Origin of the sequence: Streptomyces huasconensis (genome assembly GCF_021028635.1) — a bacterium.
GTDB lineage: Bacteria > Actinomycetota > Actinomycetes > Streptomycetales > Streptomycetaceae > Streptomyces > Streptomyces huasconensis.
Genome location: NZ_CP086119.1, coordinates 5,341,821 through 5,364,891, shown reverse-complemented (window position 1 = coordinate 5,364,891; position 23,071 = coordinate 5,341,821). Strand labels below are relative to the sequence as shown.

General features: G+C 72.3%; 16 protein-coding genes. 5 read left to right on the top strand and 11 right to left on the bottom strand.

Translation table 11 applies throughout. The features are described from left to right. Positions 1 to 165: 165 nt before the first annotated feature. Both J2N69_RS24595 and J2N69_RS24590 read left to right on the top strand, forming a co-directional pair. Positions 166 to 1,362 (top strand): TOMM precursor leader peptide-binding protein, encoded by a 1,197-nt coding sequence (locus J2N69_RS24595; RefSeq protein ID WP_230902663.1) that lies wholly within the window; start codon positions 166 to 168, stop codon positions 1,360 to 1,362. Positions 1,363 to 1,403: 41 nt separating this feature from the next. Then, on the top strand, positions 1,404 to 2,753 hold the full coding sequence (locus tag J2N69_RS24590; protein ID WP_230902662.1) for an ABC1 kinase family protein: 1,350 nt from the start codon (positions 1,404 to 1,406) through the stop codon (positions 2,751 to 2,753). A gap of 52 nt (positions 2,754 to 2,805) precedes the next feature. Here the strand turns inward: J2N69_RS24590 and J2N69_RS24585 are convergent, their stop codons facing one another. From J2N69_RS24585 to J2N69_RS24565, 5 genes are all read right to left on the bottom strand, one after another. Then, entirely contained in the window at positions 2,806 to 2,997 is a 192-nt protein-coding gene (locus J2N69_RS24585; protein WP_230902661.1) for a hypothetical protein, read from the bottom strand. A 99-nt stretch (positions 2,998 to 3,096) separates the two neighbouring features. After that, positions 3,097 to 3,420 (bottom strand): hypothetical protein, encoded by a 324-nt coding sequence (locus tag J2N69_RS24580; protein ID WP_230902660.1) that lies wholly within the window; start codon positions 3,418 to 3,420, stop codon positions 3,097 to 3,099. Then, the gene (locus J2N69_RS24575) at positions 3,417 to 3,785 is read right to left on the bottom strand and encodes a WhiB family transcriptional regulator (RefSeq protein ID WP_127913289.1); all 369 of its coding nucleotides are present in this window, start codon (positions 3,783 to 3,785) and stop codon (positions 3,417 to 3,419) included. Before J2N69_RS24575 ends, J2N69_RS24580 begins: the two co-directional genes overlap by 4 nt. A 169-nt stretch (positions 3,786 to 3,954) precedes the next feature. Then, entirely contained in the window at positions 3,955 to 4,296 is a 342-nt protein-coding gene (locus tag J2N69_RS24570; RefSeq protein ID WP_127913290.1) for a hypothetical protein, read from the bottom strand. 163 nt (positions 4,297 to 4,459) lie between these two features. Next, positions 4,460 to 6,751 (bottom strand): ATP-dependent DNA helicase UvrD2, encoded by a 2,292-nt coding sequence (locus J2N69_RS24565; RefSeq protein WP_408056910.1) that lies wholly within the window; start codon positions 6,749 to 6,751, stop codon positions 4,460 to 4,462. Between the two features lie 96 nt (positions 6,752 to 6,847). Here J2N69_RS24565 and J2N69_RS24560 point away from each other — a divergent pair, with 96 nt between their 5' ends. Continuing rightward, complete coding sequence (locus J2N69_RS24560) at positions 6,848 to 7,090, top strand: mycoredoxin (RefSeq protein ID WP_230902658.1); 243 nt, start codon at positions 6,848 to 6,850, stop codon at positions 7,088 to 7,090. Positions 7,091 to 7,105: 15 nt separating this feature from the next. Here J2N69_RS24560 and nudC read toward each other — a convergent pair whose 3' ends face one another. The 6 genes from nudC to J2N69_RS24530 form a co-directional block, all read right to left on the bottom strand. Then, positions 7,106 to 8,053 carry an NAD(+) diphosphatase gene (nudC, locus tag J2N69_RS24555; protein ID WP_175613708.1) on the bottom strand — a complete coding sequence of 316 codons (948 nt, stop codon included), beginning with the start codon at positions 8,051 to 8,053 and terminating at the stop codon, positions 7,106 to 7,108. Positions 8,054 to 8,119: 66 nt separating this feature from the next. Next, the gene (locus J2N69_RS24550) at positions 8,120 to 9,529 is read right to left on the bottom strand and encodes a dipeptidase (protein ID WP_230902657.1); all 1,410 of its coding nucleotides are present in this window, start codon (positions 9,527 to 9,529) and stop codon (positions 8,120 to 8,122) included. Between the two features lie 10 nt (positions 9,530 to 9,539). After that, positions 9,540 to 13,181: an ATP-dependent helicase gene (locus tag J2N69_RS24545; RefSeq protein ID WP_230902656.1), complete on the bottom strand. Its 3,642-nt coding sequence runs from the start codon at positions 13,179 to 13,181 to the stop codon at positions 9,540 to 9,542. A 75-nt stretch (positions 13,182 to 13,256) separates the two neighbouring features. Next, positions 13,257 to 13,952, bottom strand: a complete 696-nt coding sequence (locus J2N69_RS24540) for a LolA-like protein (RefSeq protein ID WP_230902655.1) — start codon at positions 13,950 to 13,952, stop codon at positions 13,257 to 13,259. A gap of 98 nt (positions 13,953 to 14,050) precedes the next feature. Then, a complete protein-coding gene (locus J2N69_RS24535; protein ID WP_230902654.1) occupies positions 14,051 to 17,743 on the bottom strand; it encodes a UvrD-helicase domain-containing protein in 3,693 nt (1,230 codons plus the stop codon). Between the two features lie 167 nt (positions 17,744 to 17,910). Then, entirely contained in the window at positions 17,911 to 18,375 is a 465-nt protein-coding gene (locus J2N69_RS24530) for an MGMT family protein (RefSeq protein WP_230904855.1), read from the bottom strand. A gap of 164 nt (positions 18,376 to 18,539) precedes the next feature. Here J2N69_RS24530 and J2N69_RS24525 point away from each other — a divergent pair, with 164 nt between their 5' ends. Both J2N69_RS24525 and J2N69_RS24520 read left to right on the top strand, forming a co-directional pair. Beyond that, positions 18,540 to 21,368, top strand: a complete 2,829-nt coding sequence (locus J2N69_RS24525) for a lysylphosphatidylglycerol synthase domain-containing protein (protein WP_230902653.1) — start codon at positions 18,540 to 18,542, stop codon at positions 21,366 to 21,368. Positions 21,369 to 21,468: 100 nt separating this feature from the next. Further along, positions 21,469 to 23,031: an alpha/beta hydrolase gene (locus J2N69_RS24520; RefSeq protein WP_230902652.1), complete on the top strand. Its 1,563-nt coding sequence runs from the start codon at positions 21,469 to 21,471 to the stop codon at positions 23,029 to 23,031. The last annotated feature ends 40 nt before the right edge of the window (positions 23,032 to 23,071 follow it).

Here is a 23,071-nt window from a genome sequence, read left to right as displayed (position 1 = left end):
CGGCGGCGATCCGCTTTCCGGTGGTGGGGCCGGTGCGACTGATTAGTACGACAAGCATCACGCGCCTGTGGACAACGCGACGCGAGCAGGCGGCGGGGCGGGCATTCTGGCAGTCGATCGGGCGCGGCGGACGGGGCCGCGCCGGGCGGAGGACGGGGGACCACCATGCATCCGACCCTGAAGCCCGCGCTGCGGCGCGGCTGGCGGGACATGAGCACCATGCAGTTCGGGGTGGCGCCCGCGCACGCCTTGGTGCTCGGCCCGATGGACACCGCGACCGGCAGCTTCCTGACCCTGCTGGACGGCACCCGCGGGCTGCCGCTCCTGCGCGAGGAGGCCAGGCGGATGGGACTGCCCGACGGCCACGTGGACAAATTGCTGACCGAGTTGTCGCGGGCCGGCCTGCTCGACGACGCGACGGGCGGCGGCCCCGCGGCCGACGCCCTGCGCAAGCGCAGCGGCACCATGGACCGGCTGCGGTCCGACCTGGCCTCGCTGTCGCTTCTCTCGTCAGAGCCGGGTGAAGCGGTCGAGCGGCTGGCGGCCCGCCGGGCCATGCATGTCCGCGTTCAGGGAGCGGGGCGGGTGGGCGCCGTGGTGGCCTCGGTCCTCGCGGGAGCCGGGGTGGGCCGGGTCGAGGTGCTGGACGGCGGGCATGTGGAGCCGTGGGACGTCGCGCCCGGCGGGCTGCCGGCGGAGGCGATCGGGGAGCGCCGGGACACGACCGCGCGTCGGCTGGTGCGGCAGTCGGCGCCGGACCGGCCGCCCCGCGCGCACCGCCCCGCGTCGCCCGGGTCACAGGCCGCGCCACTGGCGGCCTGGCAGGCCTCGGCGGCCGAGGGCCAGGCCGGACTGTCGCTCGTGATCATCGCCCCACGTGACGGCCTGGACGCCTATGCCCCCGACCCGCTCCACACCGAGGGTCTCCTCTCGGCCGGCACGCCTCACCTCTACGCCGGGGTGGTCGAAGGGACGGGAGTGGTCGGCCCCTTGGTCCTGCCCGGCGCGACCGCCTGCGCGGGCTGCCTCTTCCGGCAGCGGGCGGACCGCGATCCCACGTGGGGCCGGATGCTGGCGCAGTGGCGCTCGGGGCGTGCGCGGCCGGTACCCGCGTGTGACCTCGCCCTGTCGACCTCGGTCGCCGGGCTGGTCGCGGGGCATGCGCTGGCCTTCCTGGACGGGACGTCCATGGCCGCTTCAGGAGTCCGTTGGGAGGCGTCCGTCCCGGGATTCGACTGGCACGCGCGTCCGGTTTGGCCGCATCCCGCCTGTCCGTGCGGGGCGGGTGCGGACGCGAAGAAGGACGTTAAGGGGGATCGGCTCACCGCAGCCGGGGAGCGGCACGCAACAATGGCCGGGTAACCGCCTGAGAAGGCGTGGCTGTCTGGGACTTGGAGGGGCGCATGTCTGATCTTCCCCGGAAGGCGGTCACCCGAACCGCCAAATTGGCCGCGCTGCCACTCGGCTTCGCGGGACGCGCGACCTGGGGGCTCGGCAAGCGGATCGGGGGCAAGTCGGCGGAGATCGTCGGGCGCGAGCTGCAACAGCGCACGGCGGAGCAGCTGTTCAAGGTCCTCGGCGAGCTCAAGGGCGGCGCCATGAAGTTCGGGCAGGCCCTGTCCGTCTTCGAGTCGGCGCTGCCGGAGGAGGTCGCCGGGCCCTACCGCGCGGCGCTGACGAAGTTGCAGGAGGCGGCGCCGCCGATGCCGACGAGCACCGTGCACTCGGTGCTCGTGGAGCGGCTCGGTGAGGACTGGCGCGACCTGTTCCTGGAGTTCGAGGACAAGCCCGCGGCCGCCGCGTCGATCGGCCAGGTGCACCGGGCGGTGTGGGCGGACGGACGCGAGGTCGCGGTCAAGGTGCAGTATCCGGGAGCGGGCGAGGCGCTGCTCTCCGATCTGACCCAACTCAGCCGGTTCGCCCGCCTCCTGGGGCCGCTGATCCCGGGGATGGACATCAAGCCGCTCATCGCGGAGCTGCGGGACCGGGTCTCGGAAGAGCTGGACTACGGCTTGGAGGCGCAGGCGCAGCAGGCGCACGCCTCGGAGTTCGCCGACGACCCCGACGTGGTGGTGCCCGAGGTGGTGCACCAGGGCGAGCAGGTCCTGATCACGGAGTGGATCGACGGCATCCCGCTGTCGGAGGTGATTGCCGACGGCACGCAGGAGCAGCGCGACCGGGCAGGCCAGCTGCTGGCCCGCTTCCTCTTCTCCGGCCCGGCGCGCACGGGACTCCTGCACGCCGACCCGCACCCGGGCAACTTCCGCCTGCTGCCCGACGAGAAGGGCGGCTGGCGCCTGGGTGTCCTGGACTTCGGCACGGTGGACCGGCTGCCGGGCGGTCTGCCCACCACCATCGGTGAATCGCTGCGGATGACGCTGGACGGCGAGGCCGACGCGGTCTACGAGATGTTGTGCGAGGAGGGCTTCGTCAAGGAGACCGTCGAGCTGGAACCCGACGCGGTGCTCGACTACCTCCTGCCGATCATCGAGCCGATGCTGGTGGAGGAGTTCACGTTCACCCGCGGCTGGATGCGCAGCCAGGCGGCCCGGGTGGCCGATCCCCGCTCCCCCGCCTACCAGCTGGGCAAGCGGCTGAACCTCCCGCCGTCGTATCTGCTGATACACCGTGTGACGTTGAGCACGATCGGGGTGCTGTGTCAGCTGAACGCGACGGTGCGGATGAGGACGGAGCTGGAGGAGTGGCTGCCCGGCTTCGTCGTCGAGGAGGGCGAGGCCGTGGCGGGGGCCTGAGACCTTAAGTCTGAGGCACCTGAGCCGGCAGCGGCCTCAGGTGTCTCAGGGGCTACCACCAGTCGGAGTCGAGGCGGCCCTCGATGGCTCGGATGTTCTCCCGCGCGCAGGCTTCGCAGTAGTAGCGACGGACGCCGTTCTCCACGGAGCAGGTCCAGGTCGGCGGTATGCCTTCGGCCACCGTGCCGCAGCGGGAGCACACGCGGTCCTCGGCGGCGGGGTGCTGAGGCTTCTGCTCGTCCACCCGGCGACCATATCGCCGGGCAGTCTGGTTCAGTGGGCACAACGCACGACGGGGGCCGGTCCGTTGGACCGGCCCCCGTCGTCGTGCGTCATCGTGCTCTTACTGCATGACCGCCAGGGCGAGCGCGCGCCGGGCACGCAGCGAGGCGCGCTCCGCGCGGCGCTGCATACGGCGGGCCGCCATCAGGCGCTCGGCCGGGCGTTCCGCCTCGGCTTCACGCAGTCGTTCGTGCATATGCGCACGAGCCATGGCTTCTGGGATGAGTTGCATTTCTCGGGTCCTGTTCTGGCGCGAGGTGTGCGCGCCGGTGGTGGTGAAGTCTCGGGTCGCGGAGCCTGCGGGCTCGCGGGTGGCTGCCTTCATCGGGGCCTGCTTCTTGGGGTCGTGCGTCAGGGGGCGGTCGATGGTTCCGGCGGTGCTCATGCGACGACCGGGTTCTTGCGCGGGCGGCCACGGGGCCGCTTGCGGGCAACGACCACGCCCTGGACGAACAGCTCGCCGCCCCAGACGCCCCACGGCTCTCGCCGCTCCTTGGCGCCGGCGAGGCAGGCCTCCACCAGCGGGCAGGTGCGGCAGAGGGACTTCGCGTACTCGACGTCGGCCGGGGACTCGGCGAAGAAGACCTCGGGGTCGTAGGCGCGGCAGGGGACGGGTACGCCGAGGTTCTCGATGGCGTCGTCGAGCGCGGTGAGCGCGGTGAGGGGAGTCAAGGTCGGGTCCTCCGTGGGAGTGGGCGGGGAGATCACCTGTGAAGGCGGTACGGACGGGGCGTGCGCTTCGAGTTGCACGGTGGTGGTTTCCTCGTCTGGTCGTGCCGGCCTGGGTCGGCCGGTTGGCGGCTGGTACCGGGTCTTGCTCTTGGCCCCTTCGCTCTGTCTCCCTGTTTTGGGGAAAACAGAAGGGCCGCGGTTCCCGGGTGGGGTTCCGCGGCCCTGAAGGCGCCGGTCTGATCGAGGATCAGACTGGATCACTCCAGGGTTCGAGCCCACGGAAGGCCCACATCGTGTGGTGCTGCGTCGTCTGCTTCCGGAAACCGGCACCGGCCGCCGCAAAGGCATAGGCCTGGGCCTGCGCCTCCGCTACTGCTGCTTCCGGTGCCTCGGTCGGTCGCTCATTGCCCTCATTGGCCTCACGAATGGAGAGACCGGTGAGAGGCAGCGAGAGGGACAGCGGACGGACGGCGGGCATGCCGCCGGACAGACCGGTGCCCTGGTTCGAGAGGCCGAGCAGGCAGGAAGCGACGACCGAGCGATCGGTCATTTTGGCGGTGCTGATGAAGCTCTCGTTGATGCTGATCACTGGAATTCGCCTCCTCTCGGCGTCTATGGGATCGACCGGAACCGATCCTGCGGACTGACAAGTACAACACGGCCCAGGGGCTTCGGAGAAGCCGCTGTTCCGTGCTTAAGAACCTATGGGTCTTCCTTGCGCATGCGCAAACTATTTTTTCGACGAGTTTGAATCATTCTCCGTCGGCGCCCCTTACACCCTCCTGGCCTGCGCAGATGGCGAGCACCTCGGCGCCGAAGCGGCGGAACTTGCGAACCCCGACGCCGGGGATACGCGCCAGCTCGCCCTCGTCCTCGGGCACGGCCTCCGCGATGGCGATCAGGGTCTTGTCCGTGAAAACGCAGTACGCGGGCTGTCCCAGCTGCCTCGCCTGGGCCGACCGCCACTCCCGCAACCGCTCGTAGAGTCCTTCGTCCATGTCGGACGGGCAGTCCTCGCACCGCATGAGCTTCATCTCGCCGGCGTCGGTGAGCGTCCGGCCGCAGACCCGGCAGCGGGCGGGGGTGCGGGTCGTGCGCTGACGGCGGCCGACCACCGGGGCCGCGGCCTCACCGGCGCTGCCGCGCTCGACGCCGCCGGGGCCGCCGCCCGCGGCCCGGCCCGCCGCACCCGCTCCGGAGCCCGGGCGCAGCCCGTCCAGGAAGCGGCTGGGGCGGCGGTTCGGACGCCCGCCCGGCGAGCGGGACAGGGCCCAGGAGAGCGAGAGGTGGACGCGGGCGCGGGTCACTCCCACATAGAGGAGACGGCGCTCCTCCTCGATCTGCTCGTCCGTCTTGGCGTAGGTGATCGGCATCATGCCCTCGGCGAGGCCGACCAGGAACACGGCGTCCCACTCCAGGCCCTTGGCCGCGTGCAGCGAGGCCAGGGTGACGCCTTCGACGGTGGGGGCGTGCTGGGCGTTGGCCCGCTCGTCGAGTTCGGCCACGAGGTCGGCGAGCGTCGCGTCCGGCTTGGCCCGCACGAAGTCCTCGGCGAGGCGCACCAGCGCGGCCAGGGACTCCCAGCGGTCGCGGACGGCGCCGGAGCCGGCCGGGGGCTGGGTCGTCCAGCCCTTCGTGGAGAGCACGGCCCGCACCTGGGAGGGCAGGTCGACCACGTCGTCCAGAAGCGCGTCGTTGCCCCCGAAGCGGGCGGCGCCGCGCAGGGCCGCGCCCGCTTCCCGGACCTCGGTGCGCTCGAAGAACCGCTCGGCGCCGCGCAGCTGGTAGGGCACGCCCGCGTCGGCCAGCGCCTGTTCGTAGATCTCCGACTGGGAGTTCGTGCGGAAGAGGACGGCGATCTCGCTGGCGGGGACGCCGTCGGCGAGCAGGGCGCGGATGCGGCGGGCGGCGCCTTCGGCTTCCGCCGGTTCGTCCGCGTACTCGGTGTAGACCGGCTCGGCGCCGGACTCGCGCTGGGAGATCAGCTCCAGCCGGTGGTCGGCGGCGCGGCCCCGGGCCTGGGAGAGGAGACCGTTGGCCAGGTGGACGACCTGGGGCGTTGAGCGGTAGTCGCGGACCAGCTTGACGACCGTCGCCCCCGGGTGGCGGGTGCGGAAGTTCAGCAGGTGGTCCGGGGTCGCTCCGGTGAAGGAGTAGATCGTCTGGCTGGCGTCGCCGACGACGCAAAGGCTGTCGCGGTCCCCGAGCCACAGCTCCAGGAGCCGCTGCTGGAGGGGGCTCACGTCCTGGTACTCGTCGACCACGAAGTGCTGGTATTGGGCGCGGACCTGTTCGGCGATGTCGTGGCGGTCCTGGAGGATGCCGACGGCCAGGAGCAGGACGTCCTCGAAGTCGATGACGGCGCGGTCGCGCTTGAGGTCCTCGTACGCCGCGTAGAGCTGGGCGATCTCGGCGGGGTCGCGGGGGACGTCTCGGCCGGACTTGGCGGCCGCCGCTGCGTAGTCCGAGGGGACCGTCTGGGTGACCTTGGACCACTCGATCTCGCTGGTCAGGTCGCGCAGCTCGTTGCGGTCCAGGCGGATGCGGCAGGCGGCGGCCGCGTCCGCGACGAGCTTGATCTTGCGGTCGACGATCCTGGGCAGGGAGCCACCGACTGCTTTCGGCCAGAAGAACTGGAGCTGCCGCAGGGCCGCGGAGTGGAAGGTGCGGGCCTGGACGCCGGAGGCGCCGAGCTGGCGCAGGCGGCCGCGCATCTCTCCCGCGGCGCGGTTGGTGAAGGTGACGGCGAGGACGCTGGCGGGCTGGAGGATTCCGGCGCGCACCCCATAGGCGATCCGGTGGGTGATCGCCCGTGTCTTGCCCGTGCCGGCGCCCGCGAGGACGCACACCGGCCCGTGCAGGGCGGTGGCCACCTCGCGCTGCTCGGGGTCGAGCCCGGCGAGCACCGCGTCGGCAGAGTCCGGGACCTGCGGGAAGAGGGGGGAGTGCGTTGCTGATGTCACCCCGCCATGCTGCCAGGTCGCCAGGGGCGGGTGAGTCGGTTGTCCACAGGGGCGTCGCTGCGGTCGTACTAATACGGGAATGGCGGCCGTGTCTCGTACGTTCGCTTCATTGCGATGATGACGGACCCCCGCGTCATCGCGATGACGCACCCCGAGCGACGAAGGAGCACACGAGACATGCCGGGCACTGTGACGATGTACAGCACCACGTGGTGCGGCTACTGCCGCCGCCTGAAGGGCCAGATGGACCGCGAGGGCATCGCGTACACCGAGATCAACATCGAGCAGGACCCGGAATCGGCGGCCTTCGTCGAGAAGGCGAACGGCGGAAACCAGACGGTCCCCACCGTTCTCTTCCCGGACGGCTCGACGCTCACGAACCCGTCGCTGGCACAGGTCAAGCAGAAGCTGGACGTCTGAGTCGGACGCTCGGCGTCACCCCACGGTCCCCGGCTTCGGCAGGGGCTTGCCGTACCAGAGTTCGATCAGTCGGGCCGCAATCGAGATGCCGTAGGGAGGCACGACCTCCCCGGACTCGAATGCGGCCCGCAGGTCTTCCCGGGAGAACCAGCGGGCCTCGTGAATCTCCTCACCGTCGACGTTGATCTCCGAAGAGGTCGCGTCGGCCATGAAGCCCAGCATCAGGCTGGAGGGGAACGGCCAGGGCTGGCTCGCGACGTACTCCACGTCGCCGACCGTGACGCCCGCCTCCTCGAAGACCTCGCGGCGCACCGACTGCTCGATGGACTCCCCCGGCTCGACGAAGCCGGCGAGGGTGGAGAAGCGCCCCTCGGGCCAGTGCATCTGGCGGCCGAGGAGGATGCGGTCCTCGCTGTCGCGGACCGCCATGATCACGGCGGGGTCCGTACGCGGGTAGTGCTCGGCGCCGCACGCCTGGCAGCGGCGGATGTGACCCGCCGCGGCGATGACGGTGCGCTCGCCGCAGCGCGAGCAGAAGCGGTGCAGACGCTGCCAGTTCTCCAGGGCGACGGCGTGCACCATCAGGCCCGCGTCCCGGGGTGAGAGCAGCATGCCCGCCTCGCGCAGCCCCGCGGGACGCGCCGACTGGTCCATACGGCCCGGCAGGGTGTCCTTCTGGAGCGCGAAATAGCTGACGCCGTCGTCGTCCGTACCGAGGAAGTAGCGGTGCTCCTCGGTGAGCGGCGCCTCGAAGGCCGGGGTCATCAGCAGCTCGGTGTGGCCCTCGGGGGTCTCGTCGATGAGCACCTGACCGCCGGACACCACGAAGACCCGGGTCGTCGGGTGGCTCCAGGCGGCGGCGAGCCACGCCTCGTCCATGCGGTGATGCGCCGCGCGGTCGATGCCGCTCGGCGCGGTCAGCGAGACGGGGCGGTCTGCGGTGCGGTCGGTCCAGGTGGTCACAGGTGCTTCCAACTCCCCCGATGGAATGGGTGGTGCGGCGGGACGGGCTCGGCTTCGCCGGGGCGGTCAGTGGGCATGGGCGTCCCGCCAGGTCTGTGCGAGGTCACCCCACAGGTAGGCGGTCGTCTCGACGCCCTTGAGGAGCAGGTCGATCTCGACCTTCTCGTTCGGCGCGTGCCAGCCGTCGGACGGGACGGAGATCCCGAGGAAGAGCACGGGTGCGGCGAGGACGTCCTGGAGGTCGGCGGCCGGCCCGGAGCCGCCCTCACGCGTGAAGAGGATCGGCTGCTCGAAGGCGCGGCCCATCGCGCGGGCCACGGACTTCAGGGCCGGGTGGTCCAGCGGGGTCAGGCACGGGCGGGTGCCGGGGCTGAAGGTGACGGTGTGCCGGATTCCGGCGGGGACGGTGTCCGCCACCCAGGCGCGCACGGCCTCCTCCAGACGGTCCGGGTCCTGGCCCGCGACCAGCCGGAAGGAGAGCTTCACGAGGGCGGACGACGGAATGATCGTCTTGCTGCCCGCTCCTTGGTAGCCGCCGCCGATGCCGTTGACCTCGGCCGTGGGGCGGGCCCAGATGCGCTCCAGAGTGGTGTACCCGGCCTCACCGTGGGCGCCGTGCGACTTGGCCGTGCGCAGCCAGCGCTCTTCGTCGAAGGGCAGCTCGGCGAAGAGCGCGCGCTCCGCGTCGGTGAGTTCGACGATGCCTTCGTAGAAGCCGGGGATCGCCACGCGCGCGTGCTCGTCGTGCAGGGCGGCGACCAGGCGGGCGACCTCGGTGGCGGGGTTGGGCACGGCGCCGCCGAAGGAACCGGAGTGGATGTCCTGGTCGGGGCCGTGCAGCTCGATCTCGCACTCGGCGAGGCCGCGCATGCCGGTGCAGACGGTCGGGGTGTCCTCCGACCACATGCCGGTGTCGGAGACGATCACCGCGTCGGCGGCGATGCGGTCCTTGTGGGCCTCGATGAGCTGCCGGAAGTGCGGGGAGCCGGACTCCTCCTCGCCCTCGACGAGCAGCTTCAGGTGCACGGCCGGGGCGGTACGGCCGGTGGCGGCGAGGTGGGCGCGGACGCCGAGGGTGTGGAAGAAGACCTGGCCCTTGTCGTCGGCCGCCCCGCGCGCGTGGAGGCGGTTTCCCTGCACGACGGGCTCGAAGGGGTCGGTGTGCCAGCCGTCCTCGCGGGCCGCGGGCTGGACGTCGTGGTGGCCGTAGACGAGGACGGTGGGCGCCTGAGGGTCGTCCGAGGGCCACTCGGCGAAGACCGCGGGCGCCCCCGCGGTCTCCCAGACCTCCGCCGTCGGGAAGCCGGTCTCCTTGAGGTGGGCGGCGAGCCACTCGGCGCTGCGGCGCACGTCCCCGGCGTGGTCGGGCTGGGCCGACACGGACGGGATGCGCAGCCACTCGGCGAGGTCGTCGAGGAAGGCGGCACGGTGGTTCTGGATGTACGTACGGACGGCGCTGTCCGGTGTCTCGCTCATGGTCACGAGCCTATCCGCCATCCGGGGTGGGCTCGTCCGACGGTTCGCCGCCCGGGGCACCGGCCGGTTCGTCGAGCAGGAGACGTTCGAGATCGGCGCGGCCCGGGAGGTCCCTGGGGCGGGCGACCTCCCCGCTGCGCACGTACAGGAAGGCGGCCTTCACCGACTCGGGCGGTACGCCCTGCTGCTCGGCCCAGGCGAGGCGGTAGACGGCGAGCTGGAGAGGGTCGGCGGTGCGGTTGCGGCTGGTCTTCCAGTCGACGATCTCGTACGTGGTGTCGTCGCCGTCGCCTTCCTTGTAGACGGCGTCGATGCGGCCCCGGATCACACGGTGGGCGATGACGAACTGGAAGGGCACCTCGACGCGGTGCGGCGTGCGGCGGGCGTACTCGGTGCGCTCGAAGGCTTCCTTGAGTGCTTCCAGGTCACGCTCGTCGGCGATCTCCGCCTCGCCCAGGGCGCCGCCCGGCAGCTCCTCCGGACCGAGCATCGGCAGCGGGAGTTCTTCGAAGCGGGACTCGACCCAGGCGTGGAAGCGGGTGCCGCGGCGGGCCGCGGGCTGCGGCGGGCGGGGCATGGGCCGGGCGAGGTCCTTGGCGAAGCCGTCGGGGTCGGCGGCCAGGCGCATCAGTTCGGACGCGGTGAGCGAGGGCGGTACGGGGACGTCCCTGACCGCCTCGCGGGCGCGCAGGAGCTCGCCGGTGAGGGCGTCGAGGTCGCGGTCCCAGGAGGCGAGGGTGCGGGCCTCCTCGGGGGTGAGGCGGGCGCGCGTGACCCGGTCGCCGTCCGGGTGCGGGCGGGCTCCCGAGGGCTGGGCGGGGAGCGGCACGCGCGCGTGGGCGGTGTCTTCTGGCTCCGGGGTCCCTATGGTCTCCGGGGCCTCGGCGGGGTGCGGGACCATCGGGCGCTCCGTCGGCAGGGAGTCCCACGCGGCCGGGTCCAGGTCGGCGTCGGCCGGGTCGGCGAAGTCGGCGTCGGGGAGAGCAGCGCCGGGGAGGTCGGCGTCCGGAAATCCGCCGTCTCCGTAGGGCGCTTCTTCGTCCTCCGGAGGGGGCGGCCACTCCGGGTCGTCGGCCGGCGGGACGTCGTCGTACGCCGACGGGTGCGCCGACTCGTGGGAGTGGGCGGCGGCCTCCGGGTCGCCCGTGAGGCGCTCCAGGTGGTCGAGGACGGTGCGGGCCGCGGCGCGGCGGCGGGCGAGGGACGCCTCGTCCAGCGGGAGCGGCCACGCGTGCTCGGCGCTCGCCTCGCACAGGGCGGGGTTTTCCTCGTCCTCGGCCGGTTCGTCCGCCCATGCCTCGATCTCGCCGTGGCCCGCCGCGCAGTGGTCGTGCAGGGCCCACAGGAAGTCCGAGGGGCCGCGCGGCTTCTTCTGGGAGGGGCCCCACCAGTGGCCGGAGCCCAGGAGGAGGGAGCGGGGGCGGGTGAAGGTCACGTAGCCGAGGCGGAGTTCCTCGGTGCGCTGGTGGTCCTTCATGGCTTCGTGGAAGGCCTTCATGCCCTTGGCGTCCCACGCCTCGATGTCGGGCAGGGTGGCCGCGTCGCCGCGCAGTCCGTGCGGGACGACCTTGGCCTGCGCGGTCCACTTCTCGCGGCCCTGCGCGCTCGGGAAGGTGCCGTTGACAAGCCCCGGGACGGCGACGACGTCCCATTCGAGGCCCTTGGACTTGTGGGCGGTGAGCACCTTGACGGTGTTCTCGCCTCCGGGCAGGGCGTTGTCGAGGCCCTTCTCGTACTGCGCGGCGGTGCGCAGGAAGCCGAGGAAGGCGAGGAGCGTGGCGCTGTTGTCGTTCGCGGCGAAGGAGGCGGCGACGTCCAGGAAGTTCGAGAGGGTCTCGCGGCGGCGGGCCGCCAGGGCGCCCGGCGACGCGGAGAGCTCCACTTCCAGGCCGGTCACGGCGAGCACCCGGTGCAGTACGTCCATGAGCGGGTCGGACAGCGAACGGCGCAGGTCGCGCAGTTCGGCGGCGAGCCGGGCGAAGCGCACCCTGGCGTCCGCCGAGAAGGGCAGGCCGTCGTCCCTGGAGGCGTCGGCCGGGTCGAGGGGCGACTCCAGGAAGGTGTCGAGGGCGTCCGCGAGCGATATCACCTCGGCCGGGTCGACCCCTTCGACGGCTTCCGCGAGGCGCCGGTCGGGGTCGTCGGGGGCGGTGTGTCCGGGGCGGACGAGCAGGCGGGCGCGGCGGCCCAGGAGGGCGAGGTCGCGGGCGCCGATGCGCCAGCGCGGGCCGGTGAGCAGCCGCACCAGCGAGGCGTTCGCCCCGGGGTCCTGGAGGACCTCGCAGACGGCGACGAGGTCGGCGACCTCCGGGAGGTGCAGGAGCCCGGAGAGGCCGACGACCTCCACCGGGATGTCGCGGGCGACGAGCGCGCCCTGGATCTCGGCGAAGTCGGTGGCCGTGCGGCACAGGACGGCGATCTCGCCGGGCGCCTTGCCGGTGCGCACGAGGTGGGCGATCGAGTCGCCCAGCCAGTCGATCTCCTCGGCGTGCGTGCGCAGCAGGGCGCAGCGGACCACGCCGTCGCGCTCGGCGCCGGGTGCGGGGCGCAGGGCCTCCACGCCCGCGTGCATCGCGCGCAGGGGCTCCGCGAGGCCGTTGGCGAGGTCCAGGAGGCGGCCGCCGCTGCGGCGGTTCTCGCTGAGCGCGTGGCGCGTGGCGGGGCGGCCGTCGGCGTATGCGAAGTGCTCGGGGAAGTCGTCGAGGTTGGCGACGGAGGCGCCACGCCAGCCGTAGATCGCCTGGCAGGGGTCGCCGACCGCGGTCACCGGGTGGCCCGTGCCGCCGCCGAACAGGCCGGACAGAAGGATGCGCTGGGCGACCGACGTGTCCTGGTACTCGTCGAGGAGTACGACGCGGAACTCGTCCCGGAGGATCTCGCCGACCTCCGCGCGCGTGCGGGCGAGCGTCGCGGACAGGGCGATCTGGTCGCCGAAGTCGAGGAGGTCCCGGGAGCGCTTGGCCGCGCGGTACCGCTCGACGAGTTCGGCCAGCTCCAGCCGGGCCGCCGCCGTCTCCGGAACCTTGCGCAGGTCGGCGTTGGTGAGCTTCGCGCCGTCCAGGACGCGCAGCAGCTCGGTGTCATACGCGCGGAGCCTGTCGGGGCGTACGAGGTGTTCGGCCAGCTCGCTGTCGAGGGCGAGGAGGTCGCTCACGAGGTCGGGGAAGGACCGGGTCAGCGCGGGGTAGGGCCCGGGGGCCTCGCGCAGCACGCGCGCGGCGAGCTGGAAGCGGGTGGCGTCGGCGAGGAGGCGGGAGGTCGGCTCCAGGCCGATGCGCAGGCCGTGGTCGGTCAGGAGGCGGCCCGCGAAGGCGTGGTACGTGGAGATGACCGGCTCGCCCGGGGGGTTGTCCGGGTCGACGGCCTCGGGGTCGGTCACGCCGGCCTTGATCAGGGCCTGGCGCACGCGCTCGGCCAGCTCGCCCGCCGCCTTGTTGGTGAACGTCAGGCCGAGGACCTGCTCGGGGGCGACCTGACCGGTACCGACCAGCCAGACCACGCGTGCCGCCATCACCGTCGTCTTGCCGGAGCCGGCTCCGGCAACGATCACCTGAGGAGCAGGCGGCGCGGTGATGCAGGCCGTCTGCTCCGGGGTGAACGGAATCCCGAGGAGCTCCTTGAGCTGCTCGGGGTCGGTGATGCGAGGGGGCACGTCAGAGAGGCTAGCGGTGGCCACTGACAACCGGGACGAATCCGGGCGTCCGTGACCACCGCCTCACGCGTGGCGTCAGGAGGCCATGAGTTCCTTGAGGTCCATGACCTCGTTGGCCGGCGGGGCCTTGACCACGACGGGCTTGCCGTAGTCGCTGAAGTACATCGTGCCCGGGTCTTCCTTGCCCGAGGTGACGACCTTCAGGAAGTAGGGCTTGCCTTCGGTGGCGACGTAGAAGGTGGACTTCTTGCCCGACTTGTTCTTCGTCAGGACGGCCGCCTTCTCGCCGTCGACCTCGGCGTCCTTCTCACGCTTGAGGCCCTTCAGCTCGCTCGACTTGAACATGTCGTCCGCGTTGCAGAAGCCCTTCTTCTCGTTCGGCGTCTTGACCCACTTGTCCTTCAGGCGGGAGCCCTGGGCGCCGCCCATGGCGTCCTTCCAGAAAGCCTCGTCGCCCTTCATGTACTGGGTGTCGCCCGTCACGAGGAACTCGGCGGTGCCGCCCTGCGCGCCACCGTCCGCCTTGCCCTTGCACTCGCCGGACTTGGCGATGGCGAAGTCCACCTTGAGCGGCTTGCCGTCCTGCTTGCCCTCGCCCGAGACCTTGAAGGAGCCGGCGTCCTTGGACGCGTCGGCCGCCTTGTCGGCGATCTTGTCCGCGCTCATGCCCTCGAAGGGGTCCTTCTCCTCGTCGCTGCCGCAGCCCGCCAGGCCGATGACGGCGGCGGAGCAGGCGACGGCCACCGCAAGGAGCTTCCGATTGGCTGCCATATGTGTGTATCTCCTCAAAAATGGTGCACCCCGGCCGGGGCGCACAGCACGTCTTTACTGAGACTTTAGATCGCTGGAGAGGGTGCTCCGGCACCAGGTCACTCCACCACCTGCCGCCCCTCCGGCCGCGCGCTGCACGAGGCGCGGAACGCGCAGTGCGTGCAGTGCTGTCCGGTGGTCGGGGTGAAGCGTTCGTCGAGCACCTTGCCCGCGGCCGTCGCGAGGAGGTCGCCGATCCAGTCCCCGGACAGAGGTTCCTGGGCCTGCACCTTGGGCAGCGTGTCACCGCCGTTCTTCTTCGCGGCGCCCTGGCGCAGCTGCACCAGCTCGGCGCCGCCCGGCTCGGGACGCACCCCTCCGAAGGCCTCGTCCGCGGCGCCCTCACGGACCGCCAACTGGTAGACGGCCAGCTGCGGATGGCGGGCGACCTCCGCGGCGCTCGGGGCCTGCTTGCCGGTCTTGAAGTCCACTACGTAGGCACGGCCTTCCGCGTCTTGTTCGACGCGGTCCATCGAGCCTCGTACGCGCACTTCGTAGGGGCCCGCTTCGAGCGTCACGTCGAAGCCGTGTTCGCTCGCGACGGGGGTGCGGGTGCCGCGGGCGCCGTTGGAGTCGACGTGCCACTGGAGGAAGCGTTCGAGCGCCACGCGCGCGTGCTCCTTCTCCTGGGCCGACTTCCACGGGGCGTCGAAGGCGAGGGCGTCCCACACCGAGTCCAGGCGTGCCATGAGGACGTCCAGGTCGGCGGGTGTGCGTCCGGAGGCGACCTCGTCGGCCAGGACGTGCACCACGTTGCCGAAGCCCTGGGCGGCGGTCGCGGGGGCGTCCGCCTTCACCTCCCTGCCCAGGAACCACTGCAGGGAACAGGTGTTGGCGAGCTGGTCCAGGGCGCTTCCGGAGAGCACCACGGGCTTGTCACGGTCCCTCAGGGGCACCTCGCTCACCGTCGGCTCGTACATGCCCCACCAGCGGTACGGATGCGCGGACGGCACGAGCGGACGGCCGTCTCCGTCGCTGAGCGCGGCGAGGCGGGCCAGCCGCTGGGCCGCCGCCTCACGCAGGGTCTCCGAGACGCGCGGGTCGACGGTGGTGGCGCGCAGCTCGGCGACGAGCGCCGCGACCGACAGGGGGCGGCGGGGGCGGCCCGTCACGTCCTTGGGTTCGACGCCGAGTTCGGTGAGGAAGCGGGAGGGCTGGTCGCCGTCGTCCGCGGGCGCCTTCACCGCGGTCACGACGAGGCGTTCACGCGCGCGCGTGGCCGCCACGTAGAACAACCGGCGTTCTTCGGAGAGGAGCGCTCCCTGAGTGAGCGGTTCGGCGAGGCCGTCGCGGCCGATGCGGTCGGCCTCCAGCAGGGAGCCGCGGCGGCGCAGGTCGGGCCAGAGCCCTTCCTGGACGCCCGCGATCACGACGAGGCGCCACTCAAGGCCCTTGGAGCGGTGCGCCGTCATCAGGCGCACGGCGTCGGGGCGTGCCGCGCGGCGCGTGAGCGTGTCGGCGGCGATGTCCTGCGCCTCGGTCTCCTCAAGGAAGTTGAGGGCGCCACGGCCGCCCGTACGCTCCTCCGCGCGGGCGGCGGCGGCGAACAGGGCGCACACCGCGTCGAGGTCGCGGTCGGCGTTGCGTCCCGCCGCGCCACCGCGCCGCGCCGCGCGCTCCAGGCGCCCGGGCCACGGTGTGCCGTCCCACAGCTCCCACAGCGCCTCCTCGGCCGTGCCGCCGCCCGCGAGGCGCTCACGGGCCTTGCGGAGCAGCGCGCCGAGCCGCTGGGCGCCCCTGGCGTACGTCGGGTCGTGCGCGACGAGCCGCTCCGGCTCGGCGAGGGCGCGGGCCAGCAGTTCGTCGGAGGGCGGCGGCAGATGGTTGCCCGCCGCGCGCTCCTCCTCACGCAGCGCACGGCCGAGCCGGCGCAGGTCGGCGGCGTCCATCCCGGCGAGGGGCGAGGTCAGCAGGGTCAGCGCGGTCTCGGTGTCGAGCCAGGAGGGGACGGTCCGGGTGACGGCGGGCGAGGACGCCTCGGCTTCCCCCACGACATCGGCTTCCGAGACCGCCGCCGCGGGCTCGGGGGCGGCCTCGGGTCCGGTCTCGGTTTCGGCTCCGGGCCTGGTCTCGGGCTCGGTCTCGGGTCCGGTCTCGGTTTCGGCCCCGGGCTTGGTCTCCGGCTCGGGCTTGGCTTCGGGCTCAGGCTCGGCCCCGGCCCTGGGCTCGGCCCCGGGCTTGGCCCCGGCCTCAGTCTCAGGCTCAGCCCCGGTCTCGGTCGCCGCCTCGGCTTCGGTCTCGGCTTCGGTCTCGATCTCGGCCCCGGGCTTGGTCTCCGGCTCGGGCTTGGTTTCGGGCTCGGCCTCGGCCCCAGGCTCAGCCTCGGTCTCCGGAGACGACGACTCCGAGATCACCGCCATGGCCACCACCCGCAGTGCCGTCAGCAGCGGCGTCACCGCCGGCTCATGGCGCAGGGCGATGTCGTCGCCGTCGATCTCCAGGGGGACGCCCGCCGCGCTGAGGCTGCGGCGGACCGCGGGGATCGTGCGGGCGCCCGCGCGGACCAGGACCGCCATGTCGCCCCAGGGGACACCGTCCTCCAGGTGCGCGCGGCGCAGGATGTCCGCGATGTTGTCCAGCTCCGTGCCGGCCGTCGGGTACGTGTACACCTCCACCCGGCCGCCGTCCCGGACCGGCGTCAGCTCCCGGTGGGCCCGCACCTTCTCCGCGGGCAGTCGGGTCAGCGGCATGCGCCGGGTGAGCAGCCGGGTGGCGGCGAGCAGCTGCGCGCCGGACCTGCGGGACGTCGTCAGGACCTCGACCGGGGCCGGGGTGCCGTCCGCGCGCGGGAAGTCGTACGGGAACTCCAGGATGCCGTTCACATCGGCGCCCCGGAAGGTGTAGATCGACTGGTCGGGGTCTCCGAAGGCGACGAGTGTCCGGCCGCCCCCGGCGAGCGTGTGCAGCAGCCGGACCTGCGCCGGGTCGGTGTCCTGGTACTCGTCCACGAAGACGGCGTCGTACTGGGCGCCCAGGGCGCGCGCGACCTCGGGGCGGCGCGCGAGCAGGACCGCGCGGTGCACCAGTTCCGCGTAGTCGAGCACTCCTTGCAGGTCGAGTACGTCCAGGTACTCGGCGAGGAAGGCCGCCGCCGCTCCCCAGTCCGGGCGGCCGCTGCGGCGGGCGAAGGCGTCCAGGGCGTCCGGGCCGAGGCCCAGCTCGCGGCTGCGGGCGAGCACCGCGCGCACCTCGTCGGCGAAGCCGCGGGTGGTGAGGCAGGCGCGCAGTTCGTCCGGCCAGCGGACGTGCCCGCGGCCTTCCTTCGCGAGGTCGATCTGGCCCGCCAGCAGCTCACGTACCGCCACGTCCTGCTCGGGACCCGACAGGAGCCGCAGCGGCTCGACGAACAGGTCGGTGTCCTGGTGGGCCCTGACGAGGGCGTAGCAGAAGGAGTGGAACGTCGTGGCCTGCGGGGCGCGGGCCGCCCCTATGCGCAGCGCCATGCGGTCGCGCAGTTCGACCGCGGCCTTGCGGCTGAAGGTGAGGACCAGCAGCCGGGCGGGGTCCGCCCCGCGGGCGACGCGTTCGGCGACGGTCTCCACGAGGGTGGTCGTCTTGCCGGTACCGGGGCCCGCCAGGACGAGGAGTGGTCCGCCCTTGTGGTCAACCACCGCGCGCTGACCTGCGTCCAAGCGAGGGGGCTCCAACGGGGCCGGCGGCGTACGCACCAGTCGGTAGGCACCCGGAGTCCCCTGTCGTACCTGGTGGTGCGACGGGTGCCGAACGTGCCGGGCAGAAGAGGGGGAACTCACGTGGGTCGCCGGTCCTGGTGGGTGTGCTGGTGGAGAAGTGGCCGCGCGGGAGCCGCGGGGTGAGGGGGATGTGTGCTGTCGACGCTACGCCAGTGGCCGCGGTGGACGCGTGGCTTCCCCCGTACGGGCCACCGGTCCCCCCTCGCGCCGCCGGATGCCGGAAGCTGTCAGGTGTGAGCCTCCGGAGCCTGCGGGCGCGCGTCCCCCGCGGCGTCGCCGCCCGCGCCGCCGTCCCACCGCGCCCGCCGCATGTCGAGCTTCGGCACGTGCCCCTGGGCGGCGCGCGAAGCCTGCCGCAAAGGGGTGCCCTCCTCGCGGTAGCGCTCCAGGGCCCGCAGTTCATGGCCGGGCAGCAGGACCCCGTCCGAGCGGACGACGCGCCACCAGGGGACGGCGCCTCCGTAGAGGGCCATCACCCGGCCCACCTGGCGCGGGCCGCCCTCCTCCAGCCACTCGGCGACGTCCCCGTACGTCATCACACGCCCCGGAGGGATCATCTCCGCGACGTCGAGCACCCGCTCTGCGTACTCGGGGTACTCCGGCGACGCGTGCTCCGAGGGCTCCGTCGTCGCGTCGCCCGCGGCCCCGATCGGCGCCTGTCGCTCTCCGCTCTCCTCGCTCATCCGGACCATCCTGCCGTACCCCACCGACACCGTGACCGGCCCGCCACAGAGCGTCCCGTCGGGCGGCCGGCAGGGCGCGAAGTGTCGTTTCGTGACCACTTCGCATCCTTGCGTTGCCCCCTGCTGCCTCCCTGTAGCGGCCGGGCATGCCACCATCGTGCGGGCGGTGACTGGTGATACGAGATCGAGAAGAGACGACGGAGCGGCAGGGCGTGCACCCCGATGAGAAGGCGGGCAGCTCTGCGTCCGAGTCACACCTGGACACCGGTGAGCCTGCCCTGAACCCCCAGGACGACAGCGACCACGGCCACGACGGCAGCGGTGGCCGTGGCGGCAACGGCGACGAGGGCGGGGCCTTCGGCGGCGACGGCTGTGACGACCGCGACGAGGGCGGCGGAGCCCACACCGACCAGGTCGAGCGTGACGAACCGCTCCTCTCCGCGCGCGTGCACCGCCCTTCGGACCTGATGCGGCTGCTCGTCGGCGTCCTCGCCATCGTCGTGCTCCTCGCGATCGCCGCGTTCGCGCACGGCACGACCTCCGGGCTCGAACAGGACATCGACAAGGGCACGGAGCAGGCGCCCGACCTGCTGATCAAGGTGGCGGGGCTGGTCGCCAGCATCGGGGTGCTCCTCGTCCCCGTCGCCTTCGCGATCGAACGTCTGATCAAGCGGGACGGGCTGCGCATCGCCGACGGCGTCCTCGCGGCCGTCCTCGCGCACGGTGTGACACTCGCCACCGACCTGTGGGTCGCCAAGGCCGCCCCCGACTCCATCCAGGACGCGCTGACGAAGCCGTCCCCCGCGGACCTCCACGCGTTCACCGACCCGGTGCACGGCTACCTCGCGCCCGTCATCGCGTACATGACGGCCGTCGGCATGTCCCGCAGACCGCGCTGGCGCCTGGTGCTCTTCGTGGTGCTGCTGCTCGACGCGTTCACGATGCTGGTCACCGGCTACACGACGCCGTTCTCGATCCTCCTGACGGTGCTCATCGGGTGGACCGTGGCGTACGGCACCCTCTACGCCGTCGGCTCGCCGAACGTACGGCCCACCGGACAGACGCTCCTGGCGGGCCTGCGCCACGTCGGCTTCCGCCCCGTGAACGCCTCCCGCGAGGAGTCCCCGGACAGCGAGCACGGCGACCGCGGGCGCCGGTACTTCGTCACCCTGGAGGACGGCCCGCCCCTGGACGTCACGGTCATCGACCGCGAACAGCAGGCGCAGGGCTTCTTCTACCGCGTGTGGCGCCGGATGACGCTGCGCGGCATCACCCAGCGGCGCAGCCTCCAGTCACTGCGCCAGGCCCTGGAGCAGGAGGCCCTGCTCGCGTACGCGGCGATCGCCGCCGGGGCCAACGCGCCGAAGCTGATCGCCACCTCCGAACTCGGCCCCGACGCGGTGATGCTCGTCTACGAGCACACCGGCGGGCGCTCCCTGGACTCCCTGCCGGACGACGTCATCACCGACGATCTGCTGCGCGACACCTGGCGGCAGGTACGGGCGCTCCAGTCCCGCCGGATCGCACACCGCAGGCTCGCGGGCGACGCCGTCCTGGTGGATCGTTCCGGCACCGTGATCCTCACGGACCTGCGCGGCGGTGAGATCGCCGCGGGCGACCTCGTCCTGCGGATGGACATCGCCCAGCTCCTGACCACGCTCGGACTGCGCGTGGGCGCCGAGCGCGCGGTCGCCGCCGCCGTCGAGATCATCGGACCCGACGCGGTGGCCGACTGTCTGCCGCTGCTCCAGCCGATCGCCCTCACCCGGTCCACCCGCGGCACGCTGCGCAAGCTGGCGCGGGAACGCTCACAGCGCGAGCGCGAGGCGGTCCTGGAGGCCTCCCGCAGGGCCCGGCAGGCCGTACGCGCCGAGCTGCCCGCGGAGCCCCGTACGGACAAGCAGGCCGCCCGGCAGGAGAAGCAGGCGGCCAAGCAGGAGCAGCAGGCCGAGAAGCAGGCCATAGACGACGCCCTGGAGCAGGCGCGCGAGGAGGATCTGCTCACCCAGATCCGCCACCAGGTGCTGCTCATCCGCCCGACGGCACCGGTCGAGCCGGCGCAGCTGGAGCGGATCAGGCCCCGCACGCTGATCAGTTTCATCGCCGGGGCCATCGGCGCCTACTTCCTGCTGTCGCAGCTCACGCACGTCGAATTCGGCACGCTCTTCCAGGAGGCGGAGTGGGGCTGGGTGGCCGCCGCCGTGGGCTTCTCCGCGCTGAGCTACTTCGCGGCGGCGATGAGCCTGCTCGGCTTCGTACCGGAGCGGGTGCCGTTCCTGCGGACGGTGGCGGCGCAGGTCGCCGGGTCGTTCGTGAAGATCGTGGCGCCCGCGGCGGTCGGCGGTGTCGCGCTGAACACCCGGTTCCTGCAGCGGTCCGGGGTGCGCTCGGGGCTCGCGGTGGCGAGCGTCGGGGCCTCGCAGCTCTTCGGGCTCGGCTCGCACATCCTGCTGCTGCTCGTCTTCGGCTATCTGACGGGGACGGAGAAGACGCCGTCGTTCACGCCCTCCCGCACGGTCATCGCCGGCCTCCTGTCGGTCGCGGTGCTCGTCCTCGTGGTGACGGCCATCCCGTTCCTGCGGAAATTCGTCGTCACGCGCGTGCGGTCACTTTTCGCGGGTGTCGTGCCGCGCATGCTGGACGTGCTGCAGCGGCCTCAGAAGCTGCTCACCGGCATCGGCGGCATGCTGCTGCTGACCCTCATGTTCGTGCTCTGCCTGGACGCCTCGGTGCGGGCCTTCGGCAATAAGGAGATGACCTCGCTGAGCCTCGCGAGCGTCGCGGTGGTCTTCCTCGCGGGCAACGCGCTGGGGTCGGCGGCACCGACGCCCGGTGGCGTGGGCGCGGTCGAGGCGACGCTGACCGTCGGTCTGATCGCGGTCGGCGTCCCGAAGGACGTGGCGGCGCCCGCTGTGCTGCTCTACCGGCTGCTGACGCTGTGGCTTCCCGTGCTCCCGGGGTGGCTGTTCTTCAACCACCTCACAAGGAAGGGGCTGCTCTAACGCTCCGCCGGGCCCGCCCGTGCCGCTTCGGCGGCGCGCGGCTCACCCGCACGGCCCGCGCCCCGAGCGCTCCGTCAGGACCCCGGTCAGGATGGGGCACATGCCCTCACAGTCCCCGCCACGCGCCGCCGCCTTGGCCGCCGCCGCCCTGCTCGTGTCCGCCACGCTCGCCGCGTGCGGCGGCGACTCCAAGGGCTCCAAGGCCGCCAAGGACGATGACCTGTCGGCCCAGAAGCTGAGCTGGAAGGAGTGCCCCGCGCCCACCGACTCCCAGGGCGGCGGCGAGGCCCCCTCCCCGCTGCCCGGTGGCGCCGAGTGGCAGTGCGCCACCATGAAGGCGCCCCTCGACTGGGCGAAGCCGCAGGGCGACACGATCGGCATCGCGTTGATCAGGGCCGCCGCGAGCGGCGACAAGGGGAAGCGCATCGGGTCCCTCGTCTTCAACTTCGGCGGACCCGGCGGTTCCGGCGTCACCACGCTGCCGGCCTTCGCCCCGGACTACGCCAAGCTCCGCACCCGCTACGACCTGGTGAGCTTCGACCCGCGCGGCGTCGGCCGCAGCGCGGGGATCGAGTGCGAGGACGCCGAGCAGCTGGACGCGTACTTCCAGGAGGACTCCACGCCCGACGACGACGCCGAGACGAAGAAGCTGCTCGACAACGTCAAGGAGTTCAACGGCGCCTGCGAGAAGAACTCCGGCCGGACGCTCCCCCACGTCCGCACCACCGACGCGGCCCGCGACATGGAGCTGCTGCGCCAGGTCCTCGGCGACGACAAGCTGCACTACTTCGGCGTCTCGTACGGCACCGAACTCGGCGGCGTCTACGCGCACTTGTTCCCCCAGCGGGTGGGCCGGGCCGTGTTCGACGCCGTCGTGGACCCCGTCCAGACCGCCGAACAGGGCTCGCTCGGCCAGGCCGAGGGCTTCCAGCTCGCGCTCGACAACTTCGCGAAGGACTGCACCTCACAGGAGGCGGACTGTCCCGTCGGCGACACCGAGCAGGACGTCAAGGACAGGATCGCCAAACTCCTGAAGGACCTGGACACCAAGCCGATCCCGGGCCTGCCGCCGCGCGAGCTGACCCAGACCGCCGCCACCAACGGCATCGTGCAGTCCCTGTACTCCAAGGACTTCTGGCCCTACCTCACCCAAGGTCTCGAAGAGGCCTACGACGGGGACGGCAAGATCCTCATGCTCCTCTCCGACTCGATGAACGGGCGCACCGAGGACGGCGAGTACAGCAACATCCAGGCCGCCAACGTCTCCATCAACTGCGCCGACGACAAGGCGCGTTACTCCCGGCAGGACGTGGAGAAGAAGCTGCCCGCCTTCCGCGAGGCCTCGCCGCTCTTCGGCGAGTACCTGGCGTGGGGCATGGTCGGCTGCACCGACTGGCCGGTCGAGGGCCAGGCCGACCACCCGGACGTCAGCGCCCCGGGCGCGCCGCCCATCGTCGTCATCGGCAACACCGGCGACCCGGCCACGCCGTACGAGGGCGCGCGCAAGATGGCGCGGGCGCTGGGCAAGGGCGTCGGCGTCGAGCTGACGTACAAGGGCGAGGGGCATGGGGCCTACGACAGCAAGAACACCTGCGTGCGCGAGGCGGTGGACGGCTACCTCCTCGACGGCAAGGTCCCGAAGGCGGGCACGGTCTGCTCCTGACCTCGCCGGAACCCACGCAAGTCCCGGTCGAAACCCACCC

Excerpts from the sequence above, each read along its gene's own strand:
- J2N69_RS24595 (WP_230902663.1), top strand. The coding sequence starts at position 166 with ATGCATCCGACCCTGAAGCCCGCGCTGCGGCGCGGCTGGCGGGACATG.
- J2N69_RS24590 (WP_230902662.1), top strand. The coding sequence starts at position 1,404 with ATGTCTGATCTTCCCCGGAAGGCGGTCACCCGAACCGCCAAATTGGCC.
- J2N69_RS24580 (WP_230902660.1), bottom strand. The coding sequence starts at position 3,420 with ATGAGCACCGCCGGAACCATCGACCGCCCCCTGACGCACGACCCCAAG.
- J2N69_RS24560 (WP_230902658.1), top strand. The coding sequence starts at position 6,848 with ATGCCGGGCACTGTGACGATGTACAGCACCACGTGGTGCGGCTACTGC.
- J2N69_RS24550 (WP_230902657.1), bottom strand. The coding sequence starts at position 9,529 with ATGAGCGAGACACCGGACAGCGCCGTCCGTACGTACATCCAGAACCAC.
- J2N69_RS24540 (WP_230902655.1), bottom strand. The coding sequence starts at position 13,952 with ATGGCAGCCAATCGGAAGCTCCTTGCGGTGGCCGTCGCCTGCTCCGCC.
- J2N69_RS24530 (WP_230904855.1), bottom strand. The coding sequence starts at position 18,375 with ATGGTCCGGATGAGCGAGGAGAGCGGAGAGCGACAGGCGCCGATCGGG.
- J2N69_RS24520 (WP_230902652.1), top strand. The coding sequence starts at position 21,469 with ATGCCCTCACAGTCCCCGCCACGCGCCGCCGCCTTGGCCGCCGCCGCC.